A 20,907-nucleotide genomic window follows, 5' to 3' on the forward strand; every position below is an offset into this window, starting at 1 on the left:
GGCGATCGAAGTGGCTTCGGCCGCAATGATTCTGGTGACCGTGGCGGTTCCAGCCGTGGTACTGGCGATCGCGGTGGCTTCAGCCGCGGCGGTTCGAGCGATCGCGGCGGTTTCAACCGTGGTGACTCGACCGACCGCGGTGGTTTCCGCCGTGGTGACTCGGGAGAGCGCGGCGGCGTCAGCCGTGGTGGCAGCGGTGAGCGCGGTGGTTTCAAGCGTGGTGGCGACTCGAGTCAGCGCGGCGACGTGAACGAAGGCACCGGGTTCAAGCGACGCGATGACACCGGACAGCGTGGCGGTTTCAACCGTGGCGGTGACTCCGGTCAGCGCGGTGGCTGGACCCGTGGCGACGACACACAGGATCGCCGACGTGGCGGCGAGGGCGCGCGTGCCGGGGGCGGTTCGGCTGATCGACGCGCGGCGCGTCCCGAAGAGCCGGATCTGCCCGATGACGTCCAGGCCGCCGACCTCGAAACCGAGGTGCGTCGCGACCTGCTGAGTCTGGACAAGAGCAATGCCGAAACGGTCGCCCGGCATCTCGTGATGGCGGCCCGACTCATCGACGACGATCCGCGTCTCGCTTTGGCTCATGCACGGGCCGCCCGCCAACGCGCCGGCCGCATTGCCGTGGTCCGCGAAACCGCGGGCGTCACCGCGTATCACGCGGGCGAGTGGGCCGAGGCCCTCTCCGAATTGCGCACGGCCCGCCGGATGTCCGGCGGTTCCGGTCTGCTCGCCGTCATGGCCGACTGCGAACGCGGCCTCGGCCGCCCCGAACGCGCCATCGAACTGGGCCGCAGCGACGAGGCCCGCGCCCTGCGCGGTGATGAGGCCACCGAACTCCGCATTGTGGTCGCCGGCGCCCGCATGGACCTCGGCCAGTACGACCAGGCCGTGGTCACCCTGCAAACCTCGGAACTCGACCCCTCCCGCACCGGCTCCGCCGCCGCCCGCCTCTTCTACGCTTATGCCGACGCCCTGGTCGCGGCGGGCCGCACGGCCGAGGGACTCACCTGGTTCCTCAACGCCGCCTCCGCCGACCTCGATGGTGAAACCGACGCCGAGGAACGCGCCGAGGAACTAACCGGCGACGCCGAGCTCTAGCGGCTCGGACCCGACGCCGAAGAATTCGTCGACTCAGGTCGCACGTGCAGGGCGGTCAGCCAGCCTGTCAGCAGGGCATGGAATGCGGGCGCAGGTGCCCGGGGCTTGTCGGAAACAGCGGCACAGTCTCGCGTTGGGCCTATCCAGTGAAGGCGTGGCTTCTGGATTGTGCACGGCCCGCCCAGTGTCCGCCGGTTCTGGTCTGCGCGTCGTCGCGGCCGACTGCGAACGCGGTCTCGGTAGCCCCTAACGTCCATCGAAGTCGGCTCCGAGTCGCGGAAACAGGTGGGTGGTGTCGCGCAACGCGCTGGCCGTGCGAGGTGGCACGTCGCGCTGGCAAATTCGAGTGTGCGCTCGAAATGGGCTTGCGGCATACGGTCGGTCGATGCCGTCATTTTCCTGTCGGCGGATTGGCGTAGGGTTCGGGAAGGTGTCGGTCGGTTACATGGAGTGAGAGTGGTGTGAAGCGGCTACGAGAGCGGTATCAAGCCCTGCTGCTGGATCTGGACGGCACGCTGTATCGCGGGCCGGAAGTGATCGAGGGCGCGCCGGAGGCGCTGGCGGATTCCGTTGCGGCACAGCGGCTTGTGTATGTCACGAATAATGCGAGTCGCGGTCCGGATGTGGTCGCGCGGCATTTGGCCGAACTCGGGTTCGCGGCGGAAACCGATGATGTCGTGACCAGTGCGCAGGCGGCGGCACGGTTGTTGGCCGAGCGGCTCGATTCCGGGGCCACGGTGTTGATCGTTGGCACCGATGACCTGGCCAAGGAGGTCGAGGCGGTCGGGCTGCGTTCGATCCGGCGCTTCAACGGCGCCGCGCCGGTTGCTGTTGTACAAGGACATTCACCCGAAACCGCCTGGCCGGATCTGGCCGAGGCGGCCTACGCGCTGAGCGCGGACGCACTGTGGGTTGCCGCCAATACCGATAAGACGCTGCCGAACGAGCGTGGCCTCGCGCCCGGCAACGGCGCCATGGTCGCGGCACTGCGTGCCGCGTCCGGTAGAGAGCCTGTTGTGGCGGGCAAACCCTATGCGCCACTACTGGAGGACGCGCTGGTGCGCGCCGGAACGCGTAGCGCGCTGGTCGTGGGCGACCGCCTGGACACCGATATCGAGGGCGCCAACCGCGTGGGCCTCGAATCGCTGCTGGTCCTGACCGGCGTGAGCACCCTCGACGAACTACGCGACGCCCCGGCGGACCTGATCCCGACCTACGTCTCGGAGTCACTGGACGCACTGAATCATCCGCCGGTCGAGGACGAGGCGACCGACCTCGCCGACGACTTGGCGGAACGGTTACGCGGTAACCCGGGACGAGCCGTAAGGGTGCGGGCGTCAGGTTCGGAAATCCGATAGCGTTGACCCCACGATGACTACTCCGATGCCACGCCTCAACGGACCCGGCTCGAACGGACCGCGCCCCGGGCCACCGCTGCCCGGCCAGCATCTGCCGGGTGCACAGGGACGCCCGGAGCCTGCCGACCCCGAGCGGATCCGCGCCGAGATCGACGGTCTGCTCGCCGAACTCGACGCGCGTCCGGCCTGGACCGGCCTGGCGGCGCCCCCGCCGACGGGTTCCGATTCCGGCGCCGATATCACTCGGCGCGCCCGCATCCTGGAACAGGCGCATGAGGTGCTCGTACAGGCACTGGCCACGGTGGACAAGATCTGAGGTGGCCAGGCGCGCGCGGGTGGACGCCGAACTGGTTCGCCGCGGATTGGCGCGATCGCGTGAACATGCGGTCGAGCTGATCGGTGCGGGCCGCGTCCTGATTGCTGGAACGGTCGCCGTGAAGCCGGCGACCGCCGTGGAGACCGGCACGCCGTTGGTCGTGCGCGAGGAGCCCGACGAGGTGTCGTGGGCCTCGCGTGGTGCGCACAAGCTGCTCGGCGCGCTCGAAGCATTCGAGCCCCAGGGGCTGACCGTCGGAGGGAAGCGCTGCCTGGATGCCGGTGCGTCGACCGGTGGCTTCACCGACGTACTGCTCTCCAGGCAGGCGCGTGAGGTCGTCGCTGTCGATGTCGGCTACGGCCAGCTGATCTGGCGGCTGCAGAACGACGACAGAGTGCGGGTTTTCGACCGCACCAATGTCCGCGCCATCACCCCCGAATCCATCGGCGGCACCGTCGAACTGGTTGTCGGCGATCTGTCGTTCATCTCACTGAATCTGGTGCTGCCCGCTCTCGCGGCCTGCTCCGCGCCGGGTGCCGACCTGTTGCCTATGGTCAAACCCCAGTTCGAGGTGGGCAAGGAGCGAGTAGGCTCCGGCGGTGTGGTGCGTGATCCCGCATTGCGCGCGGAAGTGGTGCGTGATGTCGCGGCGGCGGCCGCCGAATTGGGCTTGCGCACCGTCGGGGTGGTGGCCAGCCCGCTGCCCGGCCCATCGGGCAATGTCGAATACTTTGTGTGGCTGCGTAAAGACGGGCAGTTCGAGTACGACGGCGAGCAGGTCGCGGCCCTCGTCGAACGTGCGGTTGAGGAGGGTCCACAGTGAACGCGCTGACGCCGGCCGAATCCAGAGAGATTCTGCTGGTTTCGCATCCGGGCCGGGCGGAGATCATCGAAACCGCTCATCGTGTCGCGAAGATTTTCGCGGACGCGGGCATCGGGCTGCGCGTGCTCGCGGACGAGGCGGACAGCACCCGATTCGACTGTGAGCCCGACACCCGGGGCGGGACGGCCGTCGCGGAACCGGGCGGATATCCGGCGCGCGTGGTCGAGCACTGCCCGGACGCGGCGGTCGGCTGCGAGATGGTGCTTTCGCTCGGTGGTGACGGCACTTTCCTGCGCGCGGCCGAATTGGCCAGGCCAGCGGGGGTGCCGGTGCTCGGAATCAACCTGGGCCGCATCGGTTTTCTTACCGAGGCCGAGGCCGAACACCTCGATGAGGCATTGGCGAGCGTGGTCCGCGGCGACTACCGCCTCGAACATCGGATGACCATCGACGTGAATGTCCGGGTGGACGACGAGATCGTCGAAACCGGTTGGGCGCTCAATGAAGCCAGCATCGAGAACGCCTCGCGCATGGGTGTGCTGGAGGTGGTCCTGGAGGTCGACGGGCGTCCGGTTTCGCAATTCGGCTGTGATGGCATCCTCATCTCCACACCGACCGGATCGACTGCCTACGCGTTCTCCGCGGGCGGCCCGGTGGTGTGGCCGGAACTCGAAGCGCTGCTGGTGATTCCGAGCAATGCGCACGCCCTGTTCGCGCGGCCGCTGGTGACCAGTCCGGAGTCCAGGATCGCCGTCGAATCCGTTGCGGCGGGCCACGATGCGATAGTTTTCCTGGATGGCAGGCGCACCCTGGCATTGCCGAAGGGCGGCCGGCTCGAGGCGGTCCGCGGCGCCGAACCGGTGCGGTGGGTGCGGTTGGATTCCGCACCGTTCGCCGACCGGATGGTGCGCAAATTCCAATTGCCCGTGACAGGCTGGCGTGGCCGACGGCGAACGGAGATCACACGTGCTGACAGAGATCAGGATTGACGGGCTTGGCGTCATATCCACGGCCACCGCGCAATTCCATGAGGGGCTGACGGTTCTGACCGGTGAGACCGGCGCCGGTAAGACCATGGTGGTGACCAGTCTGCACCTGCTCAGCGGGGCGCGGGCCGATGCGGGCCGTGTCCGGTTGGGTGCGGACCGGGCCGTGGTCGAGGGGCGGTTCACCGTCGACGAGGTGAACACCACCGCGCAGAAGCAAGTGCAGGAAGTTCTGGAATCGGCTGCGGCCGAACGCGATGACGACGGCAGCATCATCGCGATCCGCACCGTCGGCAGTGACGGACGCTCCCGCGCGCATCTGGGTGGGCGCGGCGTACCCGCCTCTGTCCTCGCTGATTTCACCGCGCCGTTGCTGACCGTGCACGGTCAGAACGATCAGCTGCGCCTGCAGCGTCCGGATCAGCAGCTGTCCGCACTGGATCAGTTCGCCGCCGATACGGTCGGTTCGCTGCTGCGCAAGTACCAGGTGCAGCGGCGATCCTGGCTCGATGCCCGCACCGAGCTGCTCGAACGTACCGCGCGCAGTAGAGAACTCGCGCTGGAGGCCGACCGGCTGAAGCATTCGCTGTCCGAAATCGATACCATCGCACCGGAACCCGGTGAAGACGAGCGCATCGTGGACGAGGTGCGCAGGCTCAGCGATCTGGATTCGCTGCGTGAGGCCGCTGCGATCGCGCACGATGCCTTGGCCGGTCCCGCCGATTCGCCCGAAGACGGTTCGGGCGCACTGGAATTGCTCGGCGCCGCGCGTGCCCGTATCGAATCGGCCCACGATCCGGCGCTGACCGCACTCGGGCCGCGGCTCGGTGAGGCCATCGCGGTGGTCGTCGATCTCACCACCGAGCTCAGTGGCTATCTTTCGGATCTGCCTTCGGACCCGGGCGCATTGGATTCGCTGCTCACCCGGCAGGCCGAGTTGAAATCGCTGACCCGCAAGTACGCACCGGATATCGACGGGGTCATCGCGTGGGCGGATGAGGCGCGCACGCGTCTCGGCTCACTGGATGTCTCCGAAGAGGCGCTGGCCGCGCTGGCGGCGGAGGTGGATGTCGCCGCGGAACGCGTTCGTGAAGCGGCACGCAAATTGACTGTGGCGCGCACCAAGTCGGCGGGCAAGCTCGCCTCGGCGGTGAGCGCCGAACTCGGTGGGCTCGCGATGGGTAAGGCGAAGCTCGAGGTCGTGGTGCGGCCGGTGCCCGCGAGCCCGCAGGATTCCGCGCCGCTGATCGTGGACGGGCAGGAATTGCACGCGGGTTCGACCGGTGTCGACGAGGTGGAATTCCGGCTGTCCGCGCATTCGGGCGCGCAGTCATTGCCGTTGAGCAAGAGCGCGTCCGGTGGTGAGCTGTCGCGCGTGATGCTGGCTCTCGAAGTGGTGCTCGCCAGTTCGGATCACGGCGCGACCATGGTGTTCGACGAGGTCGATGCCGGTGTCGGCGGCCGGGCCGCGGTCGAGATCGGCCGCCGACTGGCTCGGCTCGCGCGCACCCATCAGGTGATTGTGGTGACCCACTTGCCGCAGGTCGCGGCATTCGCCGACACTCATCTGGTGGTGGACAAGTCCGATGACGGCAAGGGCAAGGTGAACAGCGGCGTCCGGGCATTGACCAAGGATGAGCGCGTCATCGAATTGGCTCGCATGCTGGCCGGTCTCGATGACACCGAAACCGGCCGAGCCCACGCCGAAGAATTGCTCGCAACCGCCCGCGCCGAACGCGCCCTCGCCTGACGATTCAGCGCAGGGCTTTTTGGGCGCCCTTGATGAACTGGTTGATGAGGTTCTTCAGGCCGAATTCCAGGACCTTCGCCGGGACGGGAAGGCTGGGTTCGGACTCCATCGTGTAGGAGACCAGGGTGCCGTTATCGGTGTCGGTGAAGGTGATGGTGCCGACATGCCGCTTCACCGGCGCACCCTTGATGATCTTGTATTCCATGAGCTCGCCGGGGACCAGCTTGGTGGTCTCCTCGACGATGCCGACGCCGGCCTTCCCGATGAAGTACTGCGCGCCGACGCCCGTCGGGGTGGGCGAGCCGGGAGTCTTCAGGGTGAAGTCGACCGGGATGTACGGGTTGATGCCATCCCGCTCGGTGAAGAACTTGTAGACGACATCGCGCGGTGCCGCGATCACGGCGTCGACGGTACTGCTGACCATGGTGACTCCTATTCGGGATATCTGTGACCCGCAGCATACGGGTACTTGTTGGCGCGCTATCGGCGCGGCGTGGTGTTCGTGTTATCACAGTGACGAATGTGACAGGTGATTCGGCGCGCCTCCATCAATGGTTGAGGGTTTGCGGCCAGGATCGGCCCCATGAGGATGTTGGCGTTGTTGTCGAAGAGCACCGAAGCGCTGCCCGGGCTGACCGGGACAGCTCGGGTTGACCGCAACACCAGGCGTCTGCTGAAGCGGGTCGGGCCCGGTGATGTCGTAATACTCGATGAGATGGATCTGGATCGGCTCACCGCCGATCGGTTGATCGAGGCGGGTGTGGTCGCGGTGGTGAATACTTCGCCATCGATCTCGGGCCGTTACCCCAATCTGGGGCCGGAAGTGCTGGTCGCCAACGGAATTCTGCTGCTGGACACCGTGAGTTCGGATGCCTTCCGGATCAAGGACGGCACCAAGGTCCGCATCGATGAGGGCGTCGTCTACTCCGACAAGCTGGTCAAGAAGGAGCCCGAGGTCTTGGTCACAGGCATCGAGCTGACCGCATCCGATATCGCCGAGCGAATGATCGATGCGCGCAACGGTCTCGCCGATCATCTGGAGGCCTTCGCGGGCAACACCATCGAATTCATTCGCACCGAGAGTGCGTTGCTCATCGACGGTATCGGGGTGCCGGAGCTCGAGCTCGATATGAAGAATTCGCATGTGGTGGTGGTCGCCGACGGCCCGGACCACGCCGACGATCTCAAGCGACTGAAGCCCTTCATCAAGGAGTACGCGCCGATCATGGTCGGCGTCGGACGCGGTGCGGACACCTTGATGAAGCAGGGCTACCGCCCCGATCTGATCGTGGGCGACCCGGATGAAATCACCACCGCCACATTGAAATCCGGTGCCGAGATGATCCTGCCCGCCGATACCGACGGCCACGCCAAGGGGTTGGAACGCATCCAGGATCTCGGCATCGGTGCGACAACCTTCCCGTCGTCCGGCGCACCCTCCGACCTGGCCCTGCTGCTGGCCCACCACCACGGCGCATCGCTGATCGTGACCGCCGGCGCCGCCGCCTCGCTGGACGATTTCTTCGACCGCGGCCGCCGCGACAGCAATCCGGCGACCTTCCTCACCCGGCTGAAAATCGGCGTCAAACTCATGGATGCCAAGGCCGTCGCCACGCTCTACCGCAACCGGGTGTCCGGCACCGCCATCGCGATGGTCGTACTCGCCGCCCTGGTCGCGGTGATCGTGGCCATGCTCGCCTCGAATATGGGGACCGAGGCGCTGGATTGGGCCGCTGATACCTGGAACCGCTTCACGCTGTGGGCCGAAGGCCTAGCCGGTGCGGGAGGGAACCTATGATTTCGATTCGGCAGCACGCGGTTTCGATTGTCGCGATCTTCCTGGCCCTCGCCTTGGGCGTGGTGCTCGGGTCGCAGACCGTGGCGGCGGACCTGCTGTCCGGATTGCGCGCGGATAAGACAGATCTGCGCAAACAGCTCGATGTGGCCACCGATCAGAACCGGCGGTTCGGCGACGAAATGAATGCCGCGGACCGGTTCATCGCCGGATCCGCGGGACGGATCGTCGGCGGCACGCTCACCGACCGCAGCGTTGTGGTGTTCACGACCCCCGATGCCGAACCCGCCGATGTCGAGGCCGTCGCGAAGGATCTGGAAACCTCGGGCGCCACCGTGACCGGTCGCATCGTACTCAACGACGCCTTCCTCGACGCCGCCGAGGGCGACCGGATGCGCACCGCGGTCACCAATGTCATCCCCGCGGGCGCGCAGCTGCGCACCGGCCAGGTGGATCAGGGCAGTATGGCGGGCGATCTGCTCGGCCTGGTGCTGCTGCTCGATCCCGCGAGCGCGCAACCGCGCAGCACCCCGCAGGAGTTGAGCCTGGTGCTGGAGACCTTGCGCGGCGGCGGTTTCCTCGCCTACGGCGACACTCCGACGCAGGCCGCGAACCTCGCCGTCGTCGTCACCGGCGATGGCGCGAAGTCCAGCGAGAACAGTCAGGGCAGCAATATCGCCCGGTTCGCCGGCGCCCTGCGTGGTCGCGGTGCGGGGGCGGTGCTGGCGGGCCGATCCGGCGCCGCCGACAATCCGGGCCCGATCGCGATCATTCGTTCCGATACCGCGCTCGCCACCGCCGTCACCACCGTCGACAATCTCGACCGCGATATCGGCCGCGTCACCACCGTGCTCGGCCTGAGCGAGCAGCTCAACGGCGGCGCGGGCCGATACGGAACCGGCACCAAGGCGACCTCCCTCACACTCGTCGCACTGCCCTCGAGCTGACCCGCCCGACCCGCGATGCCCCGTGCTGCGAACATGGCGCACGGTGCGGATCCGATCGATCGCAGCGACTCGGTGGCAAACGTGTGTGGCGTGTGATCAGGCCAGCAATTTCGTGTTACCGTGAAGACCCGTGGGTCATACACGGAATCAGGCGCGAACGGCCACGAAGCACATCTTCGTCAGCGGTGGTGTCGCCTCCTCATTGGGTAAGGGTCTTACCGCCTCCAGCCTCGGTCAGCTGCTGACCGCGCGCGGACTGCGGGTGACCATGCAGAAACTCGACCCGTACTTGAACGTCGATCCGGGCACCATGAATCCGTTCCAGCACGGAGAAGTGTTCGTCACCGAGGACGGCGCGGAGACCGATCTCGATGTCGGCCACTACGAGCGGTTCCTCGATCGGGACCTGTCCCGGGACGCGAATGTGACTACCGGGCAAATCTATTCGTCGGTGATCGCCAAGGAGCGTCGCGGCGAATACCTCGGTGACACAGTGCAGGTGATCCCGCACATCACCGACGAGATCAAGAGTCGCATCCTGGCGATGCAGGGGCCGGATCTGCAGGGGCAGGTGCCCGATGTGGTGATCACCGAAATCGGTGGCACCGTCGGCGATATCGAATCGCAGCCCTTCCTCGAGGCCGCGCGCCAGATCCGCCACGATGTGGGCCGGGACAATGTGTTCTTCCTGCACGTATCGCTGGTGCCCTACCTCGCGCCATCGGGTGAGCTCAAGACCAAGCCGACCCAGCACTCGGTGGCCGCGCTGCGCAATATCGGTATCCAGCCCGACGCGCTGATCCTGCGTTGCGATCGTGAGGTGCCCCAGGCGCTCAAAAGCAAGATCGCGCTGATGTGCGACGTCGATGTGGACGCCTGCATCTCTACGCCGGACGCGCCCTCGATTTACGACATTCCCAAGGTGCTGCACCGTGAGGGCCTGGATGCCTATGTGGTGCGCAGGCTCGGGCTGCCGTTCCGCGATGTGGACTGGACGGTGTGGGGCGACCTGCTGGATCGGGTGCATCAGCCGCGGGAGACGGTCGAGGTCGCACTCGTCGGCAAGTACGTTGATCTGCCCGATGCGTATCTGTCGGTGACAGAGGCGTTGCGTGCGGGTGGATTCGCTTCGCGGGCCAAGGTGAACATCCGCTGGGTGCAGTCGGATGAATGCGAGACCCCGGCGGGTGCGCAGGCCGCGCTGCGCGATGTGGACGCGGTGCTGATTCCGGGCGGGTTCGGTATCCGTGGCATCGAGGGCAAAGTCGGCGCCATCAAATATGCGCGGACCAGGGGGCTTCCGCTGCTCGGTCTGTGCCTGGGCCTGCAGTGTGTGGTCATCGAGGCCGCGCGTTCGGTCGGTCTGGCCGAGGCCAATTCGGCCGAATTCGAGCCGGATACACCGCATCCGGTGATTTCCACCATGGCCGATCAGAAGGAGATCGTGGCCGGTGAGGCCGATCTCGGCGGCACCATGCGCCTCGGCGCCTACCCGGCGACGCTGCAGAAGGGTTCGGTGGTCGCGCAGGCCTACGGCACCGACCAGGTCTCCGAGCGGCACCGGCATCGCTACGAGGTGAACAACGCCTACCGTGACAAGATCGCCACCAGCGGTTTGAAATTCAGCGGTACCTCCCCCGACGGGCATCTGGTCGAATTTGTCGAGCTGCCCGCGGATAAGCACCCGTTCTTCGTGGCCACCCAGGCGCATCCGGAGCTCAAGAGCCGCCCGACTCGCCCGCATCCACTGTTCGCGGCGCTGATCGCGGCGGCGCTGAAATATAAACTGGCCGAGCGGCTTCCGGTCGATATCCCGGACGAAGAGTTCGCGAACGCAGATCAGGTGTCGTAGATGAGTGAGACCGGGGGAGCCCAGCCGGGCAGCCACGACTTCGAGACCGTGGCGAGCAAGACCATGTACAGCGGTGCCATCCTCGCCTTGCGGCTCGACCAGGTGGCAATGCCGGGCGGACGCGTCGTCGAGCGCGAGGTAATCGAACATCATGCGGCGGTTGCGGTCGCGGCCATCGATGATGCCGACAATGTGGTGCTGGTCAGGCAGTATCGGCATCCGATCGGTCGGCGGCTGCTCGAGCTGCCCGCCGGACTGCTCGATGTGCCCGGCGAGGATCCGCTGGCAGCGGCCAAGCGCGAGTTGGCCGAGGAGACCGGACTTGCCGCCAGGGAATGGTCGGTACTGGTGGATGTCGCGCTTTCGCCCGGATTCACCGATGAGGCGCTGCGGGTGTATACCGCGCGGGGGCTGTACGAAACCGACCGGCCGGAGCCGGAATTGGAGGAGGCGGACCTGGAATTGGTCCGCCTGCCGGTGGATGAGGCCGTGCGGGCCGCATTGGCCGGTGAGATCGTCAATGCCACGGCCGTCGCCGGTCTGCTCGCGCTCACGGCCGCCAGGGCGGGTGGTGTGCAGTTGCGTCCGGCCGACGCGCCATGGCCGGGGCAGCCCACCGCATTCCTGCGTCGCAAGGCGCAGCGGCAGTCCGAAGACTGACGGGTAGGGCGGTGCTCGCGCGGGAGGTGGACGCCTACCTCGATCATCTTGCGGTCGAGCGCGGCGCCGCCCGCAACACCCTCGGTGCATACCGTCGCGATCTCGACCGGTATCGGGATTTCCTGACCGGGCGCGGGATTACAGCGCTCGAGCAGGTCTGCGAATCCGACGTCGCGGAGTTCACGATGGTGCTGCGGGCGGGTGGGGAGACGTACCCACCCCTGGCCGCGAGTTCGGTCGCTCGTGCGCTGATCGCCGTGCGCGGGCTGCATCGCTTCGCCGCGGCAGAAGGTATGACGAGTACCGATGTCGCGCATGCGGTGAAGCCGCCGACGCCCGGACGGCGATTGCCGAAAGCGCTGCCGTACGACCAGGTATTGCGATTGCTGGAGGCGGCTGGCGGCGGGCCGATCGATGATGCGAATGGGGCCGGAACCGATGGCGGGCCGCGCGGATTGCGCGACCGGGCGCTGCTCGAGCTGCTGTATTCGACCGGGGCGCGGATTTCGGAGATGGTCGGGCTCGATGTGGACGATCTCGATACCGAGGAACGCGCTGTTGTGTTGCACGGCAAGGGCGGCAAGCAGCGTATGGTTCCGATCGGCAGGCCCGCGCTGGCGGCTGTCGACGCCTATCTGGTGCGGGGGAGGCCGGTGCTCGCCGCGAACGGGAAAGGCACTGCAGGCGCGCTGTTTCTGAATGCCCGCGGTGGTCGGTTGTCGCGGCAGAGTGCCTGGCAGGTGTTGCAGACCGCCGCCGAGCGGGCGGGCATCGGGGCTACCGTTTCGCCGCATACGCTGCGCCATTCCTTCGCAACGCATTTGCTCGATGGGGGTGCGGATGTGCGTGTGGTCCAGGAACTTCTGGGACATGCCTCGGTGACGACCACGCAGATCTACACCTTGGTGACGGTGAACACGCTTCGTGAGGTTTGGGCAACAGCTCACCCCCGCGCCCGCTGAGTCTGCCGTTTGGCTTGCCCGCAGGACGCGGAAGAAATGGGACCATGGTCCGGTTGTGTCGGTATGTCGGGATCGGATGGTCTCGGCGTACCGACGTGAGGTGAGTTGGATGGCAAAGGCTTTCATCGTTCAGGAGCGCGATGTCGAGGCGGTGGCGCTGCCCGCTGGCGGATCGTTCCAGTTGCTCGAGGACAGCGAGAACACCGATGGGCTGTTCGGCGCGAATCGGCTCGTCCTGCAGGCGGGCGCGGATGGGACCAGACCGCACCATCACACGAAGTCCACGGAAATCTTCTACGTCCTGGACGGGACCATGGAATTCCTCGTCGACGGCGAACGGCATGCGGTCGCCAAGGGTGGTCTGGTGGTGGTTCCGCCGGGTACTGTCCATGCCTTCGGGGCGTCCGCGGACGGTCCCGCGGAGTTCTTCGCGGTACTCACACCGGGTATCGTCCGGTTCGAGTACTTCCGGCAGCTCGGTCGTATCGCTCGGGGTGAGGCGGATTGGGACAGCATGGATGAGCTCCACGATCGATTCGACGTCCATTTCGACGGTGGACCGGATTGGCGGTAGGGGAGTGGACGCCTGCGCAGGTAAACGCGGGTGTCGCGTGTCCGAGCGTGGGTCTTGCGCTGTCAAGCGGTAGCGTCTATCGAGAGCTGGACCGTACGAAAGCGAGGTCGGGGCTGATCGGCCTCGCTACGCTCGGGCAGATGATGCCGGAGTCGGGCGAAGGCAACGGGCAGGAACGTATAAGGAGCAGCGGATCGTGACGACAGCGGGTGCGGCAGAGCCGCCGATGAGTGCTGGGGCGCAGCCGCTTACGGGTCCCCGGACGGGTCCGTACTCGGCGGCCGCGGCGGAAACGCTGTGGGGCGAAGGCGCCGAACCCGTCCCCGACGATGCGACGCTCGGCCCGACCGGACGCCCGCTGCGTGTCGTGCCCGACCCGCCGCCGGTCGAAAACCACGGTGATGCGCTGATCGTCGCGATGTGCAATCAGAAGGGGGGCGTCGGCAAGACCACCTCGACCATCAATCTGGGCGCCGCGCTCGCGGAGTTCGGTCGGCGGGTGCTGTTGGTGGATCTGGATCCGCAGGGTGCGCTGTCGGCGGGATTGGGTGTGGCCCACCACGATCTCGATCTGACCGTGCACAACCTGCTCATCGGATCCAAGGTCTCGATCGACGATGTTCTGATGGCGACCCGCGTCGAGAATCTGGATCTGCTGCCGAGCAATATCGATCTGTCGGCCGCGGAAATCCAGCTGGTCAACGAGGTCGGCCGGGAGCAGACGCTGGGCCGCGCACTGGAATCGGTGCGCGATCGCTATGACTACATCCTCATCGATTGCCAGCCGTCGCTCGGCCTGCTCACGGTGAATGCGCTGGCCTGTTCCGATGGTGTGATCATTCCGATGGAATGCGAGTACTTTTCGCTGCGCGGACTTGCTCTGCTCAACGACACCGTGGAGAAGGTGCGGGACCGCTTGAACCCGCGCCTGAGCCTGTACGGCATCGTTGTCACCATGTTCGATGCGCGGCTACTACATTCGCGTCAGGTCATGGCGCGCGTCGTCGAAGTGTTCGGCGACCTGGTGTACGACACGGCGATCGCGCGCACCGTACGTTTTCCGGACGCCAGCGTCGCGGGTGAACCCATCACCACCTGGGCACCGAAATCCAGTGGGGCCGAAGCATATCGGGCGATGGCGCGGGAAGTCATCCACCGGTCCGGCCGGTGATCGGCGGTACGGAACCGGCGCCATCGACGAACACGGATACGCTCGGCTCGGAGTCTGATGAGTTCGTCGATCGGGACTCTGACGCCGGGCGTGCCGCGTCGGCAGCGGACGATCCGCCGGCCAGACCCGGCGGCGAGAGCGAGCCGACGGCCCAGACCTCCGGGTTCCAGCTGCGGCTGAGCAACTTCCAGGGACCGTTCGATCTGCTGCTGAATCTGATCAGTTCGCGCAAGCTCGATGTCACCGAGGTCGCGTTGCATCAGGTGACCGACGAATTCATTGCCTACACAAAGGCTTTGACCGCCAGCATCGGGCAGCAGGCGTTGCGTGCGGACAAGATCCTGGATCAGACCACCGAATTCCTTGTCGTCGCGGCGACATTGCTGGATCTCAAGGCGGCGCGACTGCTGCCATCTGGTGAGGTGACCGACGCCGAGGATCTCGAACTGCTCGATGCACGCGATCTGCTCTTCGCCCGGCTGCTGCAGTACCGCGCGTTCAAACAGGTCGCCGAACTGCTCGGGGAACTGGAGGCGGTCGCGTTGCGGCGGTACCCGCGCGCGGTCGGGCTGGAGGAGCGCTACGCCGACCTGCTGCCCGAGGTTACGCTGGGAGTTGACGCAAACCAGTTCGCCGCGATCGCCGCGACTGCCTTCCGGCCTCGGCCGGCGCCGCGGGTTGGTCTCGACCACCTGCACCAGCACGCCTTCTCGGTCGCCGAACAGGCCGCGCTCGTGCTCGAACAGCTCAAACTGCGCGGACCGGGCGGCTGGACGACCTTCGGTGAACTGGTAGCCGACTGTGATGTGCCGATCCAGATCGTCGCCCGCTTCCTGGCACTGCTCGAGCTGTACCGGGGCAAGACGATCGAGTTCGACCAGCCCGACCCGCTCGGCCCGCTCTCGATCAGCTGGACCGGCGACCCCAAGGACGAGACCGCCGACACCGTGACCATCGAGGAGGACTACGGGTGAGTGAGCGCACCGACGATGCGACACCCCTCGAGCACAACGGCATCGAGCATGACACCGGGGTGGCGGGCGAGCAGGTCGACGGTGGTGACCGTGCAGTGATCGCGCGGATCGGCGATGCGTTGGACGTGAGCGCGGCGGAATCGGGCGACGAGGCGGCATCGTCGAGTGATGAGCGGATCGAAGATGTCGCGGACGTGAGCGTGCCGGGATCCGACGGCAATGCGGCGATCTCGAGCGGTGACGATGCCGGGGATGCGGCGATCTCGGTCGCCCCGGGAACGGCGGCTGTAAGCAGCCGAATTGTCGACCAGGATTCCTCGAGCGCGGTCGTGCCGACCGTCAGCGAGCAGGCATCGGGCGGAGTTGATGGCGTCGCAGGGCGCACTGATACGCCGCCGACGAGCGGTGGGGGCGAGGAGTCCGCAGCTTCGGCAGCGGCGACCGAGGCCGTGAGCAGTCCAATCGTCGACGCCGATTCCGCGGGCACGGCCCGGCCGAGCGTCAGCGAGCAGATGCCGCCGAGCACTGGGGATGGTGACGGCGTTGCTGGAGGACCGAGCAAGACGCAGCTGGGGGGCGGTAGGGACGAGGCCACTTCCGCAAGTGCGACGGAGGCTGTGAGCAGTCCAATCGTCGACGCGGATTCGTCGGGCACGGCCGAGTCGAGCATCAGCGAGCAGGCATCGCCGAGTACCGAGGGCGGAGGACCCAGTGAGACGCGGCTGGGCAGTGGTGGCGGCGAGGCGGCCGTAAGTGCGACGAAGACCGCACGTGCGACGAAGAACAAAAAAGATGCCGCCGCTGGTTCCGATGACGAAGTGGCGGAGTTCACGCCCGAACCGCTGGATGACGATGAATTCCGGTCGGCGTTGGAGGCGCTGCTGCTCATTGTGGACGCTCCGGCCCCGGTAGAACTGCTGGCAGACGCGTTGCAGGACAAACCGGCGCGGGTGGAGCGTGCGCTGCACGAAATGGCGGCGGAACTGTCCGCGCGGGCCAGTGGCATCGATCTGCGTTTCGTGGGTGACGGGTGGCGCTTCTATACTCGCAGCGAGTACGCGCCGTATGTGGAACGGATGCTGCTCGACGGCGCCCGGTCGAAATTGACCAGGGCCGCTTTGGAAACATTGGCGGTGGTGGCATACCGCCAACCGGTGACCCGGACCAGGGTCAGCGCGGTGCGCGGCGTGAACGTCGACGGTGTGATGCGAACCCTGCTGGCTCGCGGATTGATCGCCGAGGCCGGGGTCGACCCGGAAACGAACGGCACGCAGTACTGCACGACCGAACTGTTCCTGGAGCGGATCGGACTCGCATCGCTGTCTGATCTGCCGCCACTGGCGCCCCTGCTGCCGGGCGTCGACCTGATCGACGAGATCAACGAGAGCCTGGACACGGACCCCCGTTACACCAGGTTGAAGAAATCCGCCGAGACCGATTTGGATCTCGGTACCGAAGACTGACAGGACAATATGAATACGCCCGCTCGCCGAGATGGCACACCGGATCGTAGGACCAGAAGCGACCAGCCCACCAGGGGCGGCGCAGGCCGAAACGCACGCGATACGCGTTCGGCGCAACGGGGAAGCACACAGCGCGGGGCCGCATGGGGCGGTTCCGAGCGCGGCTCCTCGCAAGGGGGTTATCGGGGGAGTTCAGAAGGCGGCGATCGTGGGTACCGCGGTTCGTCGCAGGGCGATAGCGGTTATCGTGGTTCTGCTGAGCGTGGTTCGGATCGGCGTGGTTCGTCGCAGGGCGGCGGTTATCGCGGTTCTGCCCAGGGCGACAGTGGTTATCGTGGTTCTGCTGAGCGTGGTTCGGATCGGCGTGGTTCGTCGCAGGGCGGCGGTTATCGCGGTTCTGCCCAGGGCGATAGCGGTTATCGCGGTTCCGCTGAGCGCGGTTCCGATCGGCGTGGTTCGTCGCAGGGCGGTTCCGATCATCGTGGTTCGCGCGGCGACGGCTATCGCGCTGGCGCACAAGGCGGTTCGGCCCCGCGTACCGCCGGTTCGCGCGGCTACGCGCCGGGAGGTGCTGCGCAGCAAGGCAATCCGTCGCGCCGCACAACGTCGGCCGCGATGTCCACCCCCATCGGCAAGAAGCCGAAGAATCCGAAGCCGCAGAAGAAGGTCGTCGCCGCCCCGCTGCTGAGCAACGCCAAGCCCGCCAAGAAACAGCACGTCGATCAGCCCGCCGAGGGTGGCCACGAGAAGTTGCCGTGGGGCGAGGGCGAGCGGCTGCAGAAGGTTCTCGCCAAGGCCGGTGTGGCATCGCGCCGCGCCGCCGAGGAGATGATCGCCCAGGGGCGGGTCGAGGTCGACGGCGCCATTGTCACCGAGCAGGGCCTGCGGATCGATCCGCAGCATGCCGTGGTCCGCGTCGACGGCACCCGCGTGATGGTGCGCGAGGAACTGGTCCATATCGCGCTGAACAAGCCCAAGGGCTGGCAGTCCACGATGTCCGACGATCTGGGCCGCCCGTGCGTCGGCGATATCGTCGCCGAACGCATCGCGGCCGGTCAGCGCCTGTTCCACGTCGGCAGGTTGGATGCCGACACCGAGGGGCTGCTACTGCTCACCAATGACGGCGACCTCGCGCACCGGCTCATGCACCCGTCGTTCCAGGTCCCGAAGACCTATCTGGCGACGGTGAACGGTGAGGTCCACAAGTCGGTCGGTAAGCGCCTGCGCGACGGTGTCGAACTCGAAGACGGTCCGGCCAAGGTCGACATGTTCCAGGTGCTCGAGTTGGGCGAGGGACGTTCGCTGGTCAAGATCGTGTTGCACGAAGGGCGCAAGCACATCGTGCGCCGGCTGCTCGACGCGGTCGGTCATCCGGTGACGCGGTTGGTGCGCACCAATATCGGTCCGGTCGCGCTGGGCGACCAGCGGCCCGGCACGCTGCGCGTGATCGGCCGCGATGAAGTCGGCAAACTTTACGAGGCGGTGTCGTTGTGAACGGTGTAGAGATTCCCGTGGAGGTCCCTGCGATGGTTGAAGGCACCACGCCGCTGGTCGTTGCCATGGACGGGCCTTCGGGCACGGGCAAGTCCAGTGTGTCGCGGCGACTGGCCACCCGGCTCGACGCCAGCTACCTCGACACCGGCGCGATGTACCGCGTTGCGACGCTGCGGGTGCTGCGCGCCGGTGTCGAGTTGACCGATTCGGCAGCGATCGGTGCCGCGGTGAAGGAACTGCCACTGACCATCGGTACCGACCCCAGCCGTGAGCTGATCCTGCTCGACGGTGAGGACGTCTCCTCCGAGATCCGCGGCAATGCCGTCACCAGGGCGGTGTCCGCGGTGTCCGCCGTGGCCGAGGTGCGCGAGCTGCTCGTCGCGCTGCAGCGTGAAATCGCTTCCGCCGCACAGCGAATAGTGGTCGAGGGGCGCGATATCGGTACCGTCGTGCTGCCGGATGCCGACGCCAAGATCTATCTCACCGCCTCCGCCGAGGCCCGCGCGCAGCGGCGCAATCAGCAGAACATCGCCGAAGGCCGCGGCGACGACTACGAGGGCGTACTCGCCGACGTTGAGCGTCGCGACACCCTCGACTCCACTCGCACGGTGTCCCCACTGCGTCCGGCCGATGACGCGGTGCAGGTCGACACCAGCGAACTGAATATGGATGAGGTCATCGACGAGCTGTATCGCGTTGTGGTGCGGCAGGTTTCGATCGGCCGGACAGGTAGGACAGCGTGAGCGAGCGTAGCGAGCGAACCGAAGACACAGCCTTGACGGTGCCGAGCGCAGGCGAGGCGCAGTCATGAGTGAAGACGTTCTCGCGGGGGATGGCGTCTGGAGTGACGAATCCGATTGGGAGGTAGCCGATCTCGATAGTGAGTTCGGCGAGGACGAACACCTCGCGATGCCGACGGTGGCGGTCGTCGGCCGCCCGAATGTCGGCAAATCGACCCTGGTGAACCGTATCCTCGGCCGTCGTGAAGCCGTCGTCGAGGACATTCCCGGCGTGACCCGCGACCGCATTTCCTATGAGGCGAACTGGGCGGGGCGCCGTTTCCTGGTGCAGGACACCGGTGGCTGGGAGCCCGATGCCAAGGGCCTGCAGCAGTCGGTCGCCCGCCAGGCCGAACTGGCCATGGAGACCGCCGACGCGATCCTGCTGGTGGTCGACGCCGTGGTCGGTGCGACGGCAACCGATGAGGCCGCGGTGAAGAAGCTGCGCCGTTCCAAGATTCCGGTGATCCTGGTCGCCAATAAGGTCGACGACGAACGCGTCGAGGCCGAGGCCGCCGCGCTGTGGTCGCTCGGTCTCGGTGAGCCGCGCATGGTCAGCGCCGCGCACGGCCGCGGCACCGGTGACCTGCTCGACGATGTCCTGGAAGTCCTCCCGGAAACCCCGCGTGAGGGCACCGGCGGCACCGGCCCGCGCCGGGTCTCGCTGGTCGGCAAGCCCAACGTCGGCAAGTCCAGCCTGCTCAACAAACTCGCCGGTGATGAGCGTTCGGTCGTGCACGATGTCGCGGGCACGACCGTCGACCCGGTCGATTCGCTGGTCGAATTGGGCGGCAAGATCTGGAAATTCGTCGATACCGCGGGTCTGCGTCGCAAGGTCTCCCATGCCAGCGGTATGGAGTTCTACGCGTCGCTGCGCACCAAGGCGGCGTTGGAGGCCTCCGAGGTCGCGATCATGCTGATCGACGCCTCCGAGCCGATCACCGAACAGGACCTGCGGGTGATCAGCATGGTCGCCGACTCCGGTCGCGCGCTCGTGCTGGCCTTCAACAAGTGGGATCTGGTCGACGAGGACCGTCGCCTGCAGCTCGACAAGGAAGTCGACCGCGATATGGTCCGGGTGCCGTGGGCACAGCGCGTCAATATCTCCGCGCAAACCGGTCGTGCCGTCCAAAAGCTCGTTCCCGCAATGGAAACCGCGCTGGAATCCTGGGACAAGCGCATCCCCACCGGTCGGCTGAACAACTGGCTCAAGGAAGTCATCGCGGCGACGCCGCCGCCGATGCGCGGTGGCCGGTTGCCGCGCGTTCTGTTCGCCACGCAGGCCACCACCCGGCCGCCGACCTTCGTGCTCTTCACGACGGGGTTCTTGGAGGCGGGCTACCGCCGGTTCCTGGAGCGTCGTCTGCGTGAGGAGTTCGGCTTCGATGGTTCTCCGGTTCGTATTTCGGTGCGTGTGCGTGAGAAGCGGGAACGCAGGAAGTAGGCCGTACAGAACGGACGCCGCTGCCCAGCAACGGCGTCCGTTTTCTTTTTGGCACATCACCGGTACCGTTCGTCGGCCTCGCGCCGGTTCGATCGGAGGTCAGCGGAAGTCGGCGAGGTGATCGGATACCCACTCGGCCAGGGAATGCGCCGGGCGGCCGGTGATATCGGCGACGGTTGTGGTGATTTCGGGGCGGGGTGCGGCCAGCATTTCGGTATAGCCGTCGAGGAGGACGTCGACGAAGGAGTCGGGGAAAGTGGTGTCGTCGAGTAGGCGCTGTCTGGCCTCGTCGCGGGTGAGTTCGACCCAGCGCAAGGGACGTCCGAGCACTTCGCCGATGATCCGGACCTGCTCGGCCCGGGTGCGTACTTCCGGCCCGGTCAGCGTGTAAGTGGCTCCGGCATGGGCGTTTTCGGTGAGTGCCCGGGCCGCGACGGCCGCGATATCGGCCTCGT

At 66.6% G+C, this 20,907-nt stretch carries 19 protein-coding genes and 1 pseudogene; 18 read left to right on the forward strand and 2 right to left on the reverse strand.

Features of this window, described 5'->3' with window-relative positions; all coding sequences use genetic code 11:
- The 6 genes from ON44_RS48140 to recN form a co-directional block, all read left to right on the forward strand.
- The coding region (locus tag ON44_RS48140; protein WP_245567119.1) for a tetratricopeptide repeat protein at positions 1–1,104 on the forward strand (1,104 nt) is incomplete at its 5' end.
- Positions 1,105–1,565: 461 nt separating this feature from the next.
- Positions 1,566–2,462 carry an HAD-IIA family hydrolase gene (locus ON44_RS12400; protein WP_040689350.1) on the forward strand — a complete coding sequence of 299 codons (897 nt, stop codon included), beginning with the start codon at positions 1,566–1,568 and terminating at the stop codon, positions 2,460–2,462.
- 13 nt (positions 2,463–2,475) lie between these two features.
- Positions 2,476–2,778, forward strand: a complete 303-nt coding sequence (locus ON44_RS12405; protein ID WP_245567120.1) for a hypothetical protein — start codon at positions 2,476–2,478, stop codon at positions 2,776–2,778.
- Position 2,779: 1 nt separating this feature from the next.
- The gene (locus ON44_RS12410; protein WP_040689353.1) at positions 2,780–3,601 is read left to right on the forward strand and encodes a TlyA family RNA methyltransferase; all 822 of its coding nucleotides are present in this window, start codon (positions 2,780–2,782) and stop codon (positions 3,599–3,601) included.
- Entirely contained in the window at positions 3,598–4,590 is a 993-nt protein-coding gene (locus tag ON44_RS12415; RefSeq protein ID WP_040689383.1) for an NAD kinase, read from the forward strand. The genes ON44_RS12410 and ON44_RS12415 overlap by 4 nt, the downstream gene beginning before the upstream one ends.
- Positions 4,568–6,337, forward strand: a complete 1,770-nt coding sequence (gene recN / locus ON44_RS12420; RefSeq protein WP_040689354.1) for a DNA repair protein RecN — start codon at positions 4,568–4,570, stop codon at positions 6,335–6,337. The genes ON44_RS12415 and recN overlap by 23 nt, the downstream gene beginning before the upstream one ends.
- A 4-nt stretch (positions 6,338–6,341) precedes the next feature.
- On the opposite strand, the gene ON44_RS12425 is transcribed toward recN, so the two are convergent.
- Positions 6,342–6,761, reverse strand: a complete 420-nt coding sequence (locus tag ON44_RS12425; RefSeq protein ID WP_040689356.1) for an SRPBCC family protein — start codon at positions 6,759–6,761, stop codon at positions 6,342–6,344.
- Between the two features lie 159 nt (positions 6,762–6,920).
- Here ON44_RS12425 and steA point away from each other — a divergent pair, with 159 nt between their 5' ends.
- From steA to der, 12 genes are all read left to right on the forward strand, one after another.
- On the forward strand, positions 6,921–8,135 hold the full coding sequence (gene steA / locus ON44_RS12430; RefSeq protein WP_040689358.1) for a putative cytokinetic ring protein SteA: 1,215 nt from the start codon (positions 6,921–6,923) through the stop codon (positions 8,133–8,135).
- Complete coding sequence (locus ON44_RS12435; RefSeq protein ID WP_040689360.1) at positions 8,132–9,079, forward strand: copper transporter; 948 nt, start codon at positions 8,132–8,134, stop codon at positions 9,077–9,079. Before steA ends, ON44_RS12435 begins: the two co-directional genes overlap by 4 nt.
- A gap of 130 nt (positions 9,080–9,209) precedes the next feature.
- Positions 9,210–10,931 carry a CTP synthase gene (gene pyrG, locus ON44_RS12440; RefSeq protein WP_040689361.1) on the forward strand — a complete coding sequence of 574 codons (1,722 nt, stop codon included), beginning with the start codon at positions 9,210–9,212 and terminating at the stop codon, positions 10,929–10,931.
- Positions 10,932–11,591 (forward strand): NUDIX domain-containing protein, encoded by a 660-nt coding sequence (locus tag ON44_RS12445; protein ID WP_040689364.1) that lies wholly within the window; start codon positions 10,932–10,934, stop codon positions 11,589–11,591.
- 11 nt (positions 11,592–11,602) lie between these two features.
- The gene (xerD, locus tag ON44_RS12450) at positions 11,603–12,553 is read left to right on the forward strand and encodes a site-specific tyrosine recombinase XerD (protein ID WP_040689365.1); all 951 of its coding nucleotides are present in this window, start codon (positions 11,603–11,605) and stop codon (positions 12,551–12,553) included.
- A 109-nt stretch (positions 12,554–12,662) separates the two neighbouring features.
- The gene (locus tag ON44_RS12455) at positions 12,663–13,127 is read left to right on the forward strand and encodes a cupin domain-containing protein (protein WP_040689368.1); all 465 of its coding nucleotides are present in this window, start codon (positions 12,663–12,665) and stop codon (positions 13,125–13,127) included.
- Positions 13,128–13,353: 226 nt separating this feature from the next.
- Positions 13,354–14,298 (forward strand): ParA family protein, encoded by a 945-nt coding sequence (locus ON44_RS12465; RefSeq protein ID WP_040689374.1) that lies wholly within the window; start codon positions 13,354–13,356, stop codon positions 14,296–14,298.
- 170 nt (positions 14,299–14,468) lie between these two features.
- Positions 14,469–15,272, forward strand: coding sequence for a segregation and condensation protein A (locus ON44_RS12470; RefSeq protein WP_040689385.1), 804 nt, complete (start codon positions 14,469–14,471; stop codon positions 15,270–15,272).
- Positions 15,273–16,090: 818 nt separating this feature from the next.
- Positions 16,091–16,735, forward strand: coding sequence for an SMC-Scp complex subunit ScpB (gene scpB / locus ON44_RS12475; protein WP_040689387.1), 645 nt, complete (start codon positions 16,091–16,093; stop codon positions 16,733–16,735).
- A 615-nt stretch (positions 16,736–17,350) separates the two neighbouring features.
- Positions 17,351–18,229, forward strand: coding sequence for a pseudouridine synthase (locus tag ON44_RS52445; protein ID WP_306306478.1), 879 nt, complete (start codon positions 17,351–17,353; stop codon positions 18,227–18,229).
- A 32-nt stretch (positions 18,230–18,261) separates the two neighbouring features.
- Entirely contained in the window at positions 18,262–18,972 is a 711-nt protein-coding gene (gene cmk / locus ON44_RS12490; protein ID WP_040689390.1) for a (d)CMP kinase, read from the forward strand.
- 64 nt (positions 18,973–19,036) lie between these two features.
- Positions 19,037–20,452 carry a ribosome biogenesis GTPase Der gene (der, locus tag ON44_RS12495; protein ID WP_040689378.1) on the forward strand — a complete coding sequence of 472 codons (1,416 nt, stop codon included), beginning with the start codon at positions 19,037–19,039 and terminating at the stop codon, positions 20,450–20,452.
- A gap of 99 nt (positions 20,453–20,551) precedes the next feature.
- Here the strand turns inward: der and ON44_RS12500 are convergent.
- Positions 20,552–20,907: pseudogene (locus tag ON44_RS12500) on the reverse strand (NADPH:quinone reductase); the annotation flags it as partial.

Source organism: Nocardia vinacea NBRC 16497 (assembly GCF_000308835.1).
Lineage (GTDB): Bacteria > Actinomycetota > Actinomycetes > Mycobacteriales > Mycobacteriaceae > Nocardia > Nocardia vinacea.